This window comes from Rhodococcus sp. NPDC003318, from assembly GCF_042879035.1.
GTDB lineage: Bacteria > Actinomycetota > Actinomycetes > Mycobacteriales > Mycobacteriaceae > Rhodococcus_G.
This window is the reverse complement of sequence record NZ_JBIAOU010000006.1, coordinates 251,729-267,689: the sequence shown is the minus strand read 5'-3', so window position 1 is coordinate 267,689 and position 15,961 is coordinate 251,729. Positions and strand designations below refer to the sequence as shown.

Annotated in this window: 16 protein-coding genes and 1 tRNA gene; 2 read left to right on the top strand and 15 right to left on the bottom strand. The window is 69.4% G+C overall.

The features are described from left to right. Window positions 1-144: 144 nt before the first annotated feature. From lhgO to ACFYVR_RS13375, 7 genes are all read right to left on the bottom strand, one after another. Window positions 145-1,332: an L-2-hydroxyglutarate oxidase gene (lhgO, locus tag ACFYVR_RS13405; protein ID WP_387473659.1), complete on the bottom strand. Its 1,188-nt coding sequence runs from the start codon at window positions 1,330-1,332 to the stop codon at window positions 145-147. A gap of 93 nt (window positions 1,333-1,425) precedes the next feature. Next, window positions 1,426-2,271, bottom strand: a complete 846-nt coding sequence (locus ACFYVR_RS13400; RefSeq protein ID WP_387473657.1) for a Bax inhibitor-1/YccA family protein — start codon at window positions 2,269-2,271, stop codon at window positions 1,426-1,428. Window positions 2,272-2,411: 140 nt separating this feature from the next. Then, complete coding sequence (locus ACFYVR_RS13395) at window positions 2,412-3,536, bottom strand: class I SAM-dependent methyltransferase (protein ID WP_387473655.1); 1,125 nt, start codon at window positions 3,534-3,536, stop codon at window positions 2,412-2,414. Window positions 3,537-3,565: 29 nt separating this feature from the next. Then, window positions 3,566-4,249, bottom strand: a complete 684-nt coding sequence (locus ACFYVR_RS13390) for a nitroreductase (RefSeq protein ID WP_387473654.1) — start codon at window positions 4,247-4,249, stop codon at window positions 3,566-3,568. Window positions 4,250-4,301: 52 nt separating this feature from the next. Then, window positions 4,302-5,081, bottom strand: coding sequence for a M23 family metallopeptidase (locus ACFYVR_RS13385; RefSeq protein WP_387473652.1), 780 nt, complete (start codon window positions 5,079-5,081; stop codon window positions 4,302-4,304). A 161-nt stretch (window positions 5,082-5,242) separates the two neighbouring features. Then, on the bottom strand, window positions 5,243-5,914 hold the full coding sequence (locus ACFYVR_RS13380) for a M23 family metallopeptidase (protein WP_387473649.1): 672 nt from the start codon (window positions 5,912-5,914) through the stop codon (window positions 5,243-5,245). A gap of 325 nt (window positions 5,915-6,239) precedes the next feature. After that, window positions 6,240-6,620, bottom strand: coding sequence for an SHOCT domain-containing protein (locus ACFYVR_RS13375; RefSeq protein WP_387473704.1), 381 nt, complete (start codon window positions 6,618-6,620; stop codon window positions 6,240-6,242). A gap of 160 nt (window positions 6,621-6,780) precedes the next feature. On the opposite strand from ACFYVR_RS13375, the gene ACFYVR_RS13370 reads away from it, so the two are divergent. Continuing rightward, window positions 6,781-6,945: a hypothetical protein gene (locus ACFYVR_RS13370; protein ID WP_387473646.1), complete on the top strand. Its 165-nt coding sequence runs from the start codon at window positions 6,781-6,783 to the stop codon at window positions 6,943-6,945. A 565-nt stretch (window positions 6,946-7,510) separates the two neighbouring features. Next, on the top strand, window positions 7,511-7,912 hold the full coding sequence (locus ACFYVR_RS13365) for a hypothetical protein (RefSeq protein WP_387473644.1): 402 nt from the start codon (window positions 7,511-7,513) through the stop codon (window positions 7,910-7,912). 13 nt (window positions 7,913-7,925) lie between these two features. Here the strand turns inward: ACFYVR_RS13365 and ACFYVR_RS13360 are convergent. From ACFYVR_RS13360 to ACFYVR_RS13325, 8 genes are all read right to left on the bottom strand, one after another. Beyond that, window positions 7,926-7,999: transfer RNA gene (locus ACFYVR_RS13360), tRNA-Leu, on the bottom strand. 25 nt (window positions 8,000-8,024) lie between these two features. Then, on the bottom strand, window positions 8,025-8,966 hold the full coding sequence (locus ACFYVR_RS13355; RefSeq protein WP_387473642.1) for an exopolyphosphatase: 942 nt from the start codon (window positions 8,964-8,966) through the stop codon (window positions 8,025-8,027). Continuing rightward, the gene (locus tag ACFYVR_RS13350; RefSeq protein WP_387473639.1) at window positions 8,963-9,502 is read right to left on the bottom strand and encodes a DUF501 domain-containing protein; all 540 of its coding nucleotides are present in this window, start codon (window positions 9,500-9,502) and stop codon (window positions 8,963-8,965) included. The genes ACFYVR_RS13355 and ACFYVR_RS13350 overlap by 4 nt, the downstream gene beginning before the upstream one ends. Further along, window positions 9,499-10,206 carry a septum formation initiator family protein gene (locus ACFYVR_RS13345; protein ID WP_387473637.1) on the bottom strand — a complete coding sequence of 236 codons (708 nt, stop codon included), beginning with the start codon at window positions 10,204-10,206 and terminating at the stop codon, window positions 9,499-9,501. Before ACFYVR_RS13345 ends, ACFYVR_RS13350 begins: the two co-directional genes overlap by 4 nt. Window positions 10,207-10,218: 12 nt before the next feature. Beyond that, a complete protein-coding gene (gene eno / locus ACFYVR_RS13340) occupies window positions 10,219-11,508 on the bottom strand; it encodes a phosphopyruvate hydratase (RefSeq protein ID WP_387473635.1) in 1,290 nt (429 codons plus the stop codon). A gap of 102 nt (window positions 11,509-11,610) precedes the next feature. After that, window positions 11,611-12,351, bottom strand: coding sequence for a lytic transglycosylase domain-containing protein (locus tag ACFYVR_RS13335; RefSeq protein WP_387473633.1), 741 nt, complete (start codon window positions 12,349-12,351; stop codon window positions 11,611-11,613). Between the two features lie 51 nt (window positions 12,352-12,402). After that, window positions 12,403-13,827, bottom strand: coding sequence for a sugar transferase (locus tag ACFYVR_RS13330; RefSeq protein ID WP_387473630.1), 1,425 nt, complete (start codon window positions 13,825-13,827; stop codon window positions 12,403-12,405). A 230-nt stretch (window positions 13,828-14,057) separates the two neighbouring features. Next, a complete protein-coding gene (locus tag ACFYVR_RS13325) occupies window positions 14,058-15,956 on the bottom strand; it encodes a putative bifunctional diguanylate cyclase/phosphodiesterase (RefSeq protein WP_387473628.1) in 1,899 nt (632 codons plus the stop codon). Window positions 15,957-15,961 lie beyond the last annotated feature (5 nt).

Here is a 15,961-nt window from a genome sequence, read left to right as displayed (position 1 = left end):
CAGCGTCGCTGAGCACAATCTCCGTCGGACGTGGACCCCGAGTTGCCATGGGCAACTCTAACAACTGAACCACCATTTCAGACTCAGGACACTAGTTCTCCACCGCCGAACGGGCGGGTACCGGGCAGGCCACTCGGCCGGAGCTCAGGTACCCGCCCGTTCGGCGATCAGCTCCCCGATCGGCAGCGCCGACGTCGCCGCCGGCGACGGCGCGTTGACGACGTGCACCATCCGATCCGTGGTGCGGATCAGGAAGTCGTGCACGAAGGTGCCGTCCCGGAGCACCGCCTGCGCGCGGATGCCCGCGTGCCGATCCTGCAGATCGTCCAGTTCGAGCGACGGGCAGTACTTGCGGCACTCGTCGAGGTAGCCGCGCTTGAAGATCGCGTTGCGCATCTCCCGGAACCCGGTGCGCACGTTCGCGGCGGCGACCCGCCGCAACGCCGGGAAACGCACCATCTCGGCGACGTCGCGGCGATCGAAGGCGAACGGCCGGTACTTCTCCCGCGCGAAACCGAGGACCGCGTTGGGTCCGACGGTGATGTCGCCACCGATGGTCGGGCTCAGGTGCACGCCGAGGAACGGCAGCTCGGGGTCCGGAATCGGGTAGATCAGGTGCCGCACGATCGACGACTTCTCCGGCCGCAGCCGGTAGTACTCACCGCGGAACGGCATGATCTGGAAGTCGACGGGCAGCCCGGCGAGCCGCGCGATCCGGTCGGCTTGCAGTCCGGCGCACGCGATCAGCGTCCCGGCGGTCACCGTGGTGTCCCGGGTGGCGATCGTGACGGCGTCCGGTCGTTCGGAGATCTCGACGACGGCGGCGCCGGTGCGGACCTCACCGCCTGCCGCCCGGACGTCGTCGGCCAGCGCGCGGCACACCAACCGGTAGTCGATGATGCCGGTGGTCTCGATCAAGAGCGCTCCGAGACCCGACACGAGGGGTTCGCGGTCACGCAGTTCGGCGGCGTCGAGCCGCTGGTGCGCGATGCCGTTGATCCGGGCCCGCTCGACCAGGTTCTCCATGCGCGCGAGTTCGACGGTGTCGGTTGCGACGAGGAGTTTCCCGGTGACGCGGTAGGCGATGCCGTGATCGTCGGCGAACCGCTTCGTCGCCGCCGCTCCGCGCTTGCACAGGTCCGCCTTGAGGCTGCCGGGCTCGTAGTAGATGCCCGCATGGATGACGCCGCTGTTGTGCCCGGTCTGGTGGACACCGACGTCGGGCTCCTTCTCGAGCACCACCACGGAGGATCCCGGCGCTCGCCGAAGCAGCGCCCGCGCGGTCGCGAGCCCCACGATGCCGGCGCCGACGATGCAGTAGTCGAAGGTCATCGGACGATGATGCCGCAGCGATCGCAGAACGGGCGGTTGCCGAGCATTCCCCGAGAGGAATGCGCGGCAACCGCCCGTCCGGCGGGGTGGTTGCTAGTCGCTGTTGAAGTAGCTCAGCAGCCGCAGGATCTCGACGTACAGCCACACCAGGGTGACGGTCAGGCCGAGGGCGACGCCCCACGCGGCCTTCTCCGGCGCCTGGGCGCGGATCAACTGGTCGGCGGCGTCGAAGTCGAGCAGGAAGCTGAACGCGGCGATACCGATGCAGACGAGGCTGAAGACGATCGCGAGTCCGCCACCGTCGCGCAGGCCGAGGCCGCCGTCGATGAAGAAGCTGGCGATCAGATTGCCCAGCGACAACACCACGACGCCGATGAGTGCACCGATGATCATCCGCGTCAGCCGCGGGGTGACGCGGATGGCTCCGGTCTTGTAGACGACGAGCATGCCGAAGAACACGCCGAACGTACCGAGCACGGCCTGCGCGATCAGGGTCTCGGCGCTGACGCCGGAGATCTCGAACGTCATCAGGAACGACAGGGCACCGAGGAACAGGCCCTCGGCCGCGGCGTACGCGAGCACGATCGCCGGGTTGTCCATCTTGTTGCCGAAGCTGGCGATCAGGACGAGGACCAGGCCGACGAGTCCGCCGATGAGGACGAACGGAGCGGCCAGGTCGATGTTGTCGTTGACCAGCACGTACGAGATGATCGCGGTGATCGACAGCACGCCGAGCGTGATGCCCGTCTTGGTGACGACGTCGTCGATCGTCATGGACCGCTGGGCGGGTCCGGTGGTGTAGGGCTCGGCCTGGGTGTACTGCGGTTGGCCGAACTGCTGGGTCATCTGCCCGGCGCCTGCCGCGGCAGAACCGAACGAGGCGTATCCGCCCTCCTGTTTCGGGAGGTTGCGGAACACCGGGTTGCTGGTGGTGCGCACCGTGCGTGTCCCTTCTGTGGCGGGCCCGTGGGGGCCGGTCCGGCCGGTGTTGTCCGGCCGTGTACTTCTTCAACGAGCGGTGTCCGTCCACGAGTTCCCCACGGCCGGACAATTCGGACTCTACCGGTACGCCGCCCGGATCACCGCGCCACCGAGCGCGTGACCGTGAACTTCGGGTTACGCCCCACCTGGTCGGTCTCCCCGACCGCGGTCCGCAGTGCGGACCGGTATCCGAGGTGCGAGTTGTACACCGTCCACAGCTCGCCCCCGGACCGCAGAACGCGCCCGGCGGCCCGGAACATCGCCAGCGCCGCGCCGGTGTGGACCGCGGCCCCGACGTGGAACGGTGGATTGCACACGATCAGGTCCACGCTGCCCTCCGCGAGGCTCGACATCGCGTCGTCCCGGAGCACCGTGACCCGCGCCGCCCCGTTCACGGCGGCGGTCGCGGCGGCGGAGGCGACCGCGGCGGCCGACTGGTCCGTGGCGATCACGTCGAGGTCGGGTCGCAGCCGCGCCAGGGCGACCGCGAGGATCCCGGTACCGCACCCCAGGTCGACGGCGACCCGCGCGGCGGGATCGGTGCGCGGCAGGAAGTCGAGCAGGAAGCGGGTCCCGATGTCGAGGGTGGCGCCGGCGAATGCGGCGCCGTGCGCGACGACGTCGAGGTCGAGGTCGGCGAGGTGCTCGGTCCGCGGATAGGTCGGCGGCACCGGCGTCGGCTGCGCGGCGACGAGGACCCGCGACTTCTGCCTGCCGCGGGTGGCGTGGACGTCGCCGAAGCAGGTCGCCAGGACCTCGTTGAAGGCGTGGGTGAGATGCTTGTCGCGACCTCCCGCGAAGACCGTCACCGACGGATCCGCATATCGGGCAACGGTTTCCGCTATCTCCGTCAGGGCGGCCAGGCTTCGCGGCAGTTGCACGAGGACGACGGTCGCACCGGCGAGCAGTTCCGCTCCGAGCTCACACCGCCGGTAGCTGTCCGCCAGTCCGGCACGGTCGGCGTTGCCGGCCAGCGCGAGTTCACCGGTGAGCGGATCCTGGTGCACGCGAACGTCGTTCGCACCGAACCCGGCGATCGCACCGAGCGTCAGCGCTCCGTACCGGTCGCCGATCACCGCGACCCGACCCGGTCCCGCCGCGGCCACCGCCTCGGCGGCCTCGTCGAGGATCAGGCGGTCGGCGGCGTCGACGGCATGAAGGTTGGGCGCTTCGACGTCGGGATGACGCCGCAGCGTGGCGAAGAGTTCCTCGGGGACCGGCACCCGCCCAGTGTGTCAGGCGAGGGCCTCGATCAGTTCGACACCCACGTGACGACGGATTCGAGGTCGGCCCGGCCGGTGCGGAACCCGTTGGCCGGGTCGGCCAGGTCCGGGTAGCCGAACGAGATGGCACACAAGACGTTCCGGTCGTCGGCGATGTCGAAGAAGTCCCGCACGTAAGGGGCGCACCCGGCCAGCGCGGCCTGCGGCACGGTGGCGACGCCGAGACTCTGCGCGGCGAGCAGGAACGTGTTGACGTAGAGACCGCAGTCGACGGCCGCGTAGGTACCGAGCGCGGCGTCGGTGGTCACGATCGCGACGTGCGGTGCTCCGAACAGGTCGAAGTTCCTCATCGCCTGCTCGGCGGAGGCCTGCCTGTCCCCCGCGATGCCGAGGCTCGAGTACAGCTGCAGCGCGCATTCCCTGCGCCGATCGCGGTACACGCCGTGGTAGCTGCCGGGGAATTCGATGTCGGGCGCCTGCGAGACGGTCCGGACCGCCTCGGCGAGCCCCTGCCGGAACCGGTCGGTGGCCTCGCTGTCGGTGACCGCGACCTGCCAGGGCTGGGTGTTGCACCAGGACGGTGTGCGCTGCGCCATCGTCAGGATCTCGACGATCACGTCCTCGGGGACGGGATCGGGAAGGAACGCCCGGCAGCTGAAGCGGGAGGAGAGGAGTGCGGCGAGTGTCGACGGTGCGACGGTGGTGTCGGTCACGAGTGTCGAATCCTGGCAGATCGCGGGCCACGCGTGGTGATCGGATCCCGGTTCATACGTTGCGTCCGTTGTTGCCCCAGGTGACGGCGACGCCCTTGTCCCGCAGCCAGGCGGAGGGATCGACCTTGGTGCCCTGCGGGTCCCACACCTCGAAGTGCAGGTGCGGGCCCGTCGACTGACCGCGGTTGCCGACGGTGGCGATCTGCTGTCCCGCGGACACCTCCTGCCCGACGGTCACCTGGTAGTCGTTGACGTGGCCGTAGACGGTGATGGTGCGGTCCGGGTGCATGACGCGCACCCACAGTCCGAACCCGGAGGCCGGGCCGGCGGAGATCACGGTGCCGTCCTCGGCCGCGAGCACCGGAGTGCCGATCGGTGCGGCGATGTCGATGCCGCCGTGATGCTCGCCCCAGCGAGAACCGAAGTCGGAGGTCAGTGTTCCGGAAACCGGCTGCACGGTGCGCCCTCGCAGCGGCACCGCGGACCCGAAGTGCTGATCCTCGAGCCACTGCTCGGCGGTCGCGAATCCCGGAATCGAGTCCGCGGCGAGGTCGGGCACGTCGACGGTCGCGGGCACCTCGACGCCGAGCGACTGCAGACCGGACGTGACTTCGGCGGGCAGGGCGGGAAGATCGACCGCGGCCGCGGAGGCGGAGGCACCACCGAACTGCACCCCGCCGACGATGATCGCGCCGGTGGCGGCGGCCACTGTCGCGGCCTTGACCCCCGTTCCGTGACCTTGCGCGGGCGCGCGGTGGCGACCGCGTGCGACGCCCGGGTGGACAGCGAAGGGCACCGGCGAAAGCGCGCCTGAACTGCGATGATCTGCCACGGTCGGTATCCCATCCGTATCTTCGGGTCGGCGGCACCCAGGTCGCTGAGCACCGTTTGTCGCGACCGAAGATAACAACTTGGTCTCGGCGCGTCCAGGAAACGAACGCCTCCGCCGGTCACCCGGCGTGGCGTTCGTTCGGATGCCGACCGGGATCGGAACTAGGAACCCCAGTTCGGCACCACTCCACGCTGGCCGAGCCAGTCGTTGGGGTTGATCCGGCTGCCCGCGGCGTTCCACGTCTCGAAGTGCAGGTGCGGGCCGGTGGACTCACCACGGTTGCCGACGGTGGCGATCTGCTGGCCCGCGGCCACACGCTGACCGACGTGCACGGAGTAGGTGTCGACGTGGCCGTAGACGGTGATGGTCCCGTCGTCGTGCCGGATTCGGACCCACTGCCCGAAGCCGGAGGCCGGACCGGCCGAGATGACCTCACCGTCCGCCGCGGCCAGGATCGGCGTGCCGATCGAGGCCGCGATGTCGATGCCGCCGTGCTGGGTGCCCCAGCGGGCACCGTACCCGGAGCTCAGAGTGCCCGAGACGGGCTGGACGGTCCGGTGCACGGGCGAGGGCGCGGCACTGCCGGGTCCCAGCGGCACGGCGAATCCGGCGGCCCAGTCGGCGACGGGTCCGTTCGGCACCTCGATCGTGGGCAACTGGACACCGGCGGGCAGCACGCCGGCCGGAAGCTGCAGGGTCTGGGCGTCGGCCGCACCGGCACCGAACTGGACGCCTGCGACGGCGATGGCACCGGCGGCGGCGACGACCGCCGCCACCTTGACGCGGCGGGTGAGCGAGTGAGAACGGGTAACCGTCCTGTGGTGATGGGCCACAGCTGTTTCCTTCAATCCGTCTTCGTTGACACGGCCGGTGGGCGTGGTGGGCGCCGGCCGTGGGTCCCCCAGAACGGATTTGAAGGTAACGAAACGATCTCGACACGTCGATTGTGACCAAATATTTATCAAAACTTGATCTTGTTTGGACCTTTCGAGAAAACGCCAGGTCCAGGCCTTTTCCGACTTTCGTACGACACACACGTGATGTCGGTCACAACGGCCCCGCCGCCGCCCCGGAGAAGGCCCGAAACGAAGGCGGCCCCCGCACGTCACGCCGGGTCCGGCGAACGAGCGGGGGCTCGCGAGTACTACCGATCGGACGTCAGGCGAGCGCCTTCGCCTTGAGCTGCTCGTACTCGGCCTGCGTGATCGCGCCCGAGTCCAGCAGTGCCTTCGCCGACGCGATCGCGTCGGCGGGCGTCGTGGCTGCCACGTCCCTGATGTACGCGTCGGCGGCCTCCTTGGCCCGGGCGTTCGCCTCCACCGTGCGTTCGGTCATGCCACGACCCCGCACGATCAGGTACACGAACGCCGTCAGATACGGGAACACGATGAGGAAGATGATCCACACGACCTTGACGAATCCACTGACCTTGTGGTCCCGGAAGAGGTCCGTGAGGATCTGGAACAGGATGAACAGGTACGCGACGAAGGCGAACACCAGCAGCGTGTACCAGAGGAAATCCCAGAACGAGTCGAGCATGGGTGCGACCACTTTCCCGAAGAGGACCCGACCCGCGGTCCGGGGGCGGGGCAACGCCTTCGCAGCTTCGCACACCACCTCGCCTGCGTCTTCTCGTCCGTCGTTCGACCGACACCCGCGATGTGTGCCACGAATCGCGGCGGACTGACACCATGGAGGAATGGCCGTCTGGATCCTCCTGCTCCTCGCGTGGCTCGCGATCTCCGTTGTCGCGGCGCTCACGCTCGGAGCGATGATCCGCCTGCGGGACCGCAAGGAGTCGCCATCCGACACCGTCGAACCTCCCGTTCAGGATCGGCAGCCGCGCCGGGAGACCGGAGCATGACGCCACCCCCGCGCGAGACCCACCGGCTCCCGGATACAGTCGGCGGCGGGACGTCCCGGAGGGGGTGACGTGCCGCGCTCCGGCGCCGCCGTACGGCGGCGCCGGATTCGTGCAGTGGACGCTCGTTCATGAAAACCTGCAGGTCCGATACTCGCGCGTCACCGTGATCAGGCCCTACGATTCCCCCGCGCCGTTGTCGCCCCTCTGCGGAACGGCGAAGGCCCGCCGGCCCACCACCCCCCCTCCTGGGCCGGCGGGCCGCCCCGGCAACCACCGCGGACGCGCACCACAGACCGCCTCCCGAATCGTGGCGATACCGATTGATCGCTGCGCATGGTTTGCTGAATTCCATGTTTCGCGGGTTCAAGGATTCTGTCGCACGCGCAACCGGGGAGATTCGAGAACGGCTCTGGCCGGCTTCTCACGTGCACGAGTTGCCACCCGGCGACGGGCCGGCGATGCTCGGCGGCGACTGGGTCGACATCCCCGACGAGGACGGCCGTTGACACGCCCCGGAACAGGGAACCGTCCCGGAATTGCCGTCGCGGAGTGAATAATCGGGGCCATGGTCGACGGGGGCAGCACCGGCAGTTCGGGACGACGCACTCCTGACCGTCAACGAATACGCACCCTCGCCCAAGCCGCCCTCAACGCCGACCTCACCGTCGGCCAGGTCGACACGATCCTCACCGGACTCGACGGGGCACTGTCCGGTCTCGACGCGACGATGACGGACATGAACTCCACGATCGGCCGACTCGACGACGCGTTGAGTCGCGTCGTCCGGTCGCTCGACCACGTCGACGCCACGGTGCAGCGCATGGCGGCCGTGGTCGAACGAATGGAATACGTCGTCGGCCGGATCGAGCGGATCGTCGACGTCGCGGAGATCGCGGTCAAACCGCTCGGCATGCTGGAAAGCGCCGGACGCGGCGTCCTCGGATTCATCGGCCTGCGCGGACGCTGACGCCCACCCGGAGTGCCCCCGGTCGGGCTCGAACCGACACTTGGCGGATTTTAAGTCCGCTGCCTCTGCCAATTGGGCTACGGGGGCGAGGGTGCCCGGGGGCACCGGTGGATCAGAGGATCGACAGGGCGATGCCGTCGAGGATGTCGTGTTCGCTGACGACGAGTTCGGTGATGCCGGCGCGGCGGGCCAGTTCGACGCCGAGGACGTCGGCGACGAGCGCGCCGCCGCCGATCACGTCGACGCGGCCGGGGTGGATCGTGGCGATCGCGGCGCGTTGGTCGTGCGTCAGGTGCAGCAGCCGGTCGTTGATCTCGTGCAGGCGCTCGAGCGACATCCGCGACAGGTGGACACGCTCGGCGTCGTACTCGGGCAGTTCGAGGGACACCGCGGCGAGCGTGGTCATGGTGCCCGCGACCCCGACCCAGGTGTGCGCCTGCTCGACCGGCACCCGCTCAAAGGCCTCGCCGAGTTTGCTCGCGGCGAATTCCCGTGCCTCCGCGATCTGTTCGGCGGTCGGCGGGTCGTCGTGCAGGCAGCGTTCGGTGAGCCGCACGCAGCCGATGTCGGTGGAGTACGCGGCGTGCACGCCACCGCCGTCGCCGAGCACGACCTCCGTCGATCCGCCACCGAGGTCGACGACCACGAACGGGCCGGCGGACGCGTCGAGTTCACCGACTGCGCCGGCGAACGACAGGCGCGCCTCCTCGTCGCCGGTGATCACCTCGGCCTCGGCGCCCGGAATGACGGCGCCGAGGATCTCGCGGGTCATCGCGAAGAAGTCCTCGCGGTTGGCGGCGTCACGGGTCGCGGACGTCGCGACCATCCGCACCTTGGTGGCACCGGTCTCCCGGATCATCCCCGCGTACTCCTCGAGGGCCACCCGGGTTCGTTCGATGGCTTCCGGAGCGAATCGCCCGGTGGCGTCGACACCCTGACCGAGCCGGTTGACGCGCATCTCGCGGACGACATCGGTCAGGCCGTCGTCACTGGCGTCGGCGACGAGGAGCCGGATCGAGTTGGTGCCGCAGTCGATCGCGGCGACGCGAGTCATTCCGCACCTCCAGCGGGTGTGACGTACTTCGGCCAGTCCGCGGGAATCGCGGTGCCGCGCAATGGTCCTTCGGCGGCCAGTGCCACGGACTCGTCGCCGAGCGGGTTGACGCCGGGGCCCTTCGCCAGCGAGTGCGCCATCAGCACGTGCAGGCACTTGACCCGGTCCGGCATCCCGCCGCCGGTGAATTCCGTTCCGAGGGAGTCGATCTCGTTCCGCTCGCTGAGGTACGACTCGTGCGCGCGGCGGTAGGCGGCGGCGAGTTCCTCGTCCCGGGTAAGGCGTTCGGTCATCTCCCGCATCACGCCCGCGGACTCCTGCCTGCTGGCCTCGGCCGTCAGGCGCGGGTCGGTGAGGTAGTACAGCGTCGGGAACGGGGTGCCGTCGGGCAGCCGCGGCGCCGTCTTCACCACGCCGGGAGCACCGTCGGGCGCCCGGTAGGCGATCGCGAGCACGCCGCGCGGCTCACGACCCAGCTGCGCGGCAACGGCATCCAGGTCCGCCTGGGAAACGTTGTTCTCGCTCGGCTCGGTCACCCGGTGGGCCCTCCTTGATCGTGGGGAATGGTCATCGACCCGGCACTGTCCGGCGCCGGTGCGGGCGTCGGTGTCGGGGCGGGGGTCTCGGTGGGGGTGGGCTGCGGCTCCACGATCGGCCGCCACAGGTCGGTGTACCAGGGGTCGTTGTCGTGCTTCGGCGTGGTCAGGTCCTCGACCGGCGGCGCGGTCGCACCCGGCAGCTGCACCTGGTAGGGGGTCTCCCCCGGCATCACGTACTGCAACCGTTCCCTGGCCTGGGCCCGCACGTACGCGGGGTCGTCGGCCTGGTCGTTCTCCCGGGTCAGACGCGCGACGTCGGCTTCGAGTTGTTCGCGCTGTTCGGCCAGCTGCTCGGCCTCACTGCGCTGGGCGAGGTAGGTGCGCAGCGGCACCACGAGCGTGAGCAGGAGCGCGCACACCACCATCGCCAGGATCACCGCACGCGCCGTCGACAGCCCGAAGAACGTGCGTTCCGGGGTGATCCGGGCCGAGCCGCGTTTCGAGGACCGCGCGCCGACCGGCTTCTCGGTCGGCGACGGCGGCGACGCGGCGGGATCCTGGTCCCCGCCGCGGTTGCCGGTCGCGGCAGGTCCCGTCGGCCGGGTCCGCGACGGGCGTCGCGTCCCTGCCCCGTCGCGTGTGCGACGGGGGTCTCGGCCGCCCGGGCTGCTGCCCGGTCGGGACCTGCCGCGCTGGTTCACGAAGCCCTCGAACTAGCTCGCGTCGAACGAGAAACGCGGGAAGGCGAGCTCGCCGGCGTAGCGGGCGGCGTCACCGAGCGACTCCTCGATGCGCAGCAGCTGGTTGTACTTCGCGACGCGCTCGGAACGGGCCGGGGCACCGGTCTTGATCTGCCCGCTGCCGACGGCGACGGCGAGGTCGGCGATGGTGGTGTCCTCGGTCTCACCGGACCGGTGGCTCATCATCGTCTTGTAGCCGTTGCGGTGCGCGAGGTCGACGGCGTCGAGGGTCTCGGTCAGGGTGCCGATCTGGTTCACCTTGACCAGCAACGCGTTCGCGGCGCCCTTGGCGATGCCGTCCTCGAGACGCTCCGGGTTGGTGACGAACAGGTCGTCGCCGACGAGCTGGATCTTGTCGCCGATCGCCTCGGTCAGCGCGACCCAGCCGGTCCAGTCGTCCTCGCTGAGCGGGTCCTCGATCGAGACCAGCGGGTACTGACCGAGCAGCTCGGCGTAGAACGCGCCCATCTCCTCGGCGGAGCGGACCTTGCCCTCGAACTTGTAGCCGGAGCCGTCGGTGTAGAACTCGGTCGCCGCGACGTCGAGTGCCAGCGCGACATCGGAGCCCAGCGCCAGGCCGGTCTTGCCGATGGCCTCGCTGATCAGGTCCAGCGCCGCCTTGGTGCCCGCGACGTCCGGCGCGAAGCCGCCCTCGTCACCGAGACCGGTCGACAGGCCCTTGGCCTTGAGCACCGACTTGAGCGAGTGGTAGATCTCCGCACCCCAGCGCAGGGACTCCTTGAAGGTGGCGGCACCGACCGGCGCGACCATGAACTCCTGGACGTCGACACCGGTGTCGGCGTGCGCGCCGCCGTTGAGGATGTTCATCATCGGCACCGGCAGTACGTGCGCGTTCGGGCCGCCGACGTAGCGGAACAGTTCCAGGCCGGCGGAGTCGGCGGCGGCGCGGGCAACGGCCAGCGACACACCGAGCAGGGCGTTGGCGCCCAGGCGCGACTTGTCGGGGGTGCCGTCCTCGTCGAGCAGGGCCTGGTCGACCGTGCGCTGCTCCGAGGCGTCGAGCCCGATGATCGCGGGCGCGATGTCGCCGAGGACGGCCTCGACGGCCTTTTCGACACCCTTGCCGTTGTAGCGGTCGCCGCCGTCACGCAGCTCGACGGCCTCGTGCTCACCGGTGGACGCGCCGGACGGCACGGCCGCCCGGGCGAAGGTGCCGTCGTCGAGCAGCACCTCGACCTCGACCGTGGGGTTGCCTCGGGAATCGAGGATCTCGCGAGCTCCGACCTGCTCAATGATGGCCACGGATGCTTCTCCTTATGGGTGGCGTGACGAAGGCGTGACGGCTACATGGTGCCAGGTCCGAGCCTAACGGCAGCAACCGACCGCGCGGGGACCTCAGGCGGATCACGGCAGGCTGCGGGTCGCGTACGTGTTCGCCCGGTCGCGGACGTCGAGCAGGTACGGAACCGACAGGTTGTACGCCGTCAACGCCGCACGCCAGCCGTCCGCGGTGGTCAGGTCGCCGCCGCGGGCACACAGGTAGCGGGCGGCGGTGAGCGCGGCGTCGTCGATGTTGTCGGGATCGATCACCCCGTCACCGTTGGCGTCGACACCCCAGCGCTGCCACGTCTCCGGGATGAACTGCAGCGGCCCCATGGCGCGGTCGTGCACGGGGTCGCCGTCCATGGCCCCGCCGTCGGTGTCGGGGATCTCGGCGACGCCCGGCCCACCGTCGAGCGGGATGCCCCGGATCACCGGCGCGACGGTGCCGTCCGCGGCCACCGACGCGCCGCGGTACGTGCCGTGCCTGCTCTCGACGCCCGCGATACCCGCGATCGTGGTCCACGCGATGCCGCAGCCGGGCTGGGACCGCGCCATCACGGCGGCGGCGTATCCGTACGCCTCGAGCGCGGTCGTCGAGATCCCGGTCGAGTCCGACACGCCCGCGGCCCAGTCCACGAGCTGGGTTGCGGTGCGGCCGGGTCCGTCGACGTCGATCGGCGGCAGGAGTGCGCCCGGTCGCGGTGGTACGTCCTGCGGGATCGGTTCCCGGATGTCCCGGGTGCAACCGGCGAGGGCGACGCAGAGCACGAGTGTGGCGGAGGCTCGCAGTGTGACGGATCGTCGGCTCACCGGGTCCATCATCCATGCACGGTCACCACACGGACGGCACCGACCGTCCGGTGGGTCGAGCTGTCAGTACGCGCCCTCCGAGCGCAACACGGCGGCGGCGGTCTTCCAGAGGATCATCAGGTCGAGAGTCATCGTCCAGTTCTCGACGTACCGGAGGTCCATCCGCACCGACTCCTCCCAGGAGAGGTCGCTGCGGCCACTGATCTGCCACAGGCCCGTCAGCCCGGGTTTGACGAGCATCCGGCGCCGAACGCCGCCGTCGTCGTACTTCTCGACCTCGGCGATCAGGGGAGGTCGGGGGCCGACGAGGGACATGTGCCCGGCCACCACGTTGAACAGTTGCGGCAGCTCGTCGATCGAGTAGCGCCGAATGAAGTGACCCACCCGGGTGACCCGCGGATCGTCCTTGATCTTGAACAGGACACCCGCCCCCTCGTTGGCGGACGACAGTTCGGCCAGCCTGACGTCGGCGTCGCGCACCATGCTGCGGAACTTGATCATCTCGAAGGTCGTCCCGGCCCGTCCGACCCGCGTCTGACGGTAGAACGCGGGCCCGGGGCTGGTCAGCCGAATCGCACTGCCGACCGCGATCAGCAGCGGCGACATCGCGATCAGCAACCCGAGCGCGAGCACTCGGTCGAGGACGGACTTGACCACCCAGGCCGGTCCGGTGAATCGCGGCGCGCTCAACTGCAGCAACGGCGTTCCCGCCACCGGGCTGATGTGCAGCCGGGGCCCAACGATGTCCATGAGTGCGGGAGCGATGAGGAGATCGGCCCCGGTGCCCTCGAGGTCCCAGGCGAGGCGTTGGGTCCGAGACGGCGACCACCCGACCGACGGGAGCAGTGCCACGGCGGCGAAACCCCGCAGCGCCACGATCCCGACAATGTCGTGCTCGGTGCCCAGGACGGGCACCCCGTCGACCTCCAGGGGCAGGTCCTCGGCCGGGTCGGAGCGCGAGAGGCAGACCGCCTCGACGGTCCACCCCGTGTGGGTGGCCACCCGAGTCCGGTGGATCAGCTCCCGCACCGACACCTCGTCGCCGGTCGCGACCACCGACCGCAGATAGGATCCCGACCTCCGGCGACGATGAAGCCACTTGCGCAGCAGGTAACGACCCGTCAGCGACGCCATCGCGGCGAGGGGCAGGGCCCCGAACACCCACGAATGCCCGCCCGCCGTCTCGACCGCGTAGCCGGCCACCGCCATCACGGCGATGACCGTCACGTAGGCCGACGCGACCCGGCGGAACTCCTCGGGACCGGACCCGAGGATCCTCGGGTCCCAGGCGTGGTTGAGCGCGAGGGACAGCAGCGCGAGTATCGGAACCGCCACCGCAACAGCAAGATTGGCGGGAAGGTCGAGAACGGTCACGTCGTGGTAGACCGCCGAGACGAACACGTCGGCGATCACCACGCTCAGCACGTCGAGACCGAGCGCCGCTCGGGCGTAGCCAGACTCCCAACCCGGACGCGGAGGCGCGGACATCGGTATCGGGAGATCCCAGGCGCCTCGCCGTTCCGCGGGCGCGCCGATCGGTCGTCCACACAGCGGGCAGAACGCTTGGTCCTGCGCACGCATCGTCGAGGACCCGCTCCGCGCACCGCCTGTCGCATTGCATTCGCACATCAGGGATATCCCACTTGTCGGTCTACCGCAACCCCGCGAACAGGATCAAAACATACCCCAAGTCGGTTAGATCCCTCAAGACTGTCCTCCTACCCCCTTTCGTCGGCTTCGATCAGACCTTCCATCGGAGCCTGCTGCGGCGCACCGGAGCGGCGGGGGTCCCACACCGGAATTCGTCCCTCGCGGAGCAGTTCACCGCATCGCAGCGCGGACACCGGCCGGCTGAACAGGTACCCCTGCGCCCGGTGACAACCCAGCCGAAGCAGCGTGTGCGCCGAGCCCTCCGTCTCCACGCCCTCGGCGACCAGATCCAGGTCGAACGATTTCGCCAGACCCACAATCGATGTGACGATCGCGCGACCTCCGCGACTGTTGCCGAGATCCCGCACGAACTCGCGGTCGATCTTGAGCACGTCGAACCGCAGCTGCTTGAGCTGGGCCAACGAGCTGTATCCGGTTCCGAAGTCGTCGATCGCCACCCGCACGCCGAGGTCGGCGAGCCCCTGCAGGACCACGCGGGTGCGATCCATGTCCCCGACCATTCCGTTCTCGGTGATCTCCAGACACACCCGGCCACCCTCCACCTCGAACTCCGCGAGAATCCGTGCGACGGTGTCGACGAATTCGAGCCCCACCAGCTGAGCAGGCGACACGTTGACCCTCAGGGTCACGTCGAGCCCCGGGATCTCGGCCCGCCACCCGGCGTACTCGCGACACGCCCGGCGCAGCACCCAGGCACCCAGCTCGTCGGCGAGGTTGGTCGACTCGGCAACCGAGATGAACGACTTCGGCATGAGCAGTCCCAGGACCGGGTGGTCCCACCGGACGAGAGCCTCCACCGCGAGGATCTCCCCGGTACGAAGGTCGACCTCCGGCTGGTAGACGAGGTGGAGCCAGTCGTCCGTGATCGACGACTTGAGGCTGAGCTCGATGATGTTCCGGACCTCGATCTCCTCCCGCATGTCCTCCGTGAACGCGACAATCGCGTTGCCCCCCTGCGCTTTCGCCGCAATCACCGCCTGGTCCGCCTGCCACAGCAGATCGGACGCCGTGCACTCACCCGGCATCCCGACAGCGATTCCGATACTCGCGCTGCGGCTGATGGAGATGTTGCCGAGTATCACCCGTTCGTTGACCAGTCCGCTGATCCGCTCGGCTTCGCGGCGAGCGCCGTCCGCCCCGACGCCCTCACCGAGCACGACCACGAACTCGTCGCCTCCCAACCGCGCCACCAACGACCCGGGCGCGCACCGATCGGTGAGGCGCGTGCTGATCTCGACGATGAACCGGTCACCGGCGGTGTGGCCGAGGAAGTCGTTGAGAGACTTGAGACGGTCCAGGTCGAGGAACAGCACCGCGACCGGTCCGGGGCGCCCGCGCTCCATCCGACCGTTCAACTGGGCGAGCAGCGAGTGCCGGTTGGCCAGGCCGGTCAGCTCGTCGTGGTCGGCCCAGTAGCGCAGGCTGTTCTCGGCACGCACCCGTTCCTGCACCTGTGTGAGCAGCGCGGCAATTGCTCTGAGCACGTTGATCTCCACCGTGCTCCATTCCCGGTCGCCGAACTTGACGAATCCCAGCGTCCCGGTCGTCACGTCACCGGAGAGCAGTGGCACCGCCACCATCGACGCGGCGGTGACACCCGATGCCCGCCCGATGCGTTCCTGGTATTCGGTGCTGCTACCTCCCGGGCGCGCGAGGATGACGTCCCTCAGGTTCTCCGAGCTCGCGAACTCCGGGCCGGCATCGGCGAAGTAGACGACGCCGAGCGGATCCGGATCGGGCTTGTCCTCGCGTGGTGGCCACTCCGCGACCAACACCGTCGCGCCGATCTCGTGGTCGTTGCGTCGCAGGAAGCAGACATCGAGCCCGAAGTAGTCGACGACCTCGTGCAGCACCTGTTCGGCGCTGGCCTCCCACGTCTCGGACTGGGTGGCGGTCAGGCGGGAGGCGACCGAGGTCACCAACTCCTCGAGCGTGCGCGGTTGCATGGGAG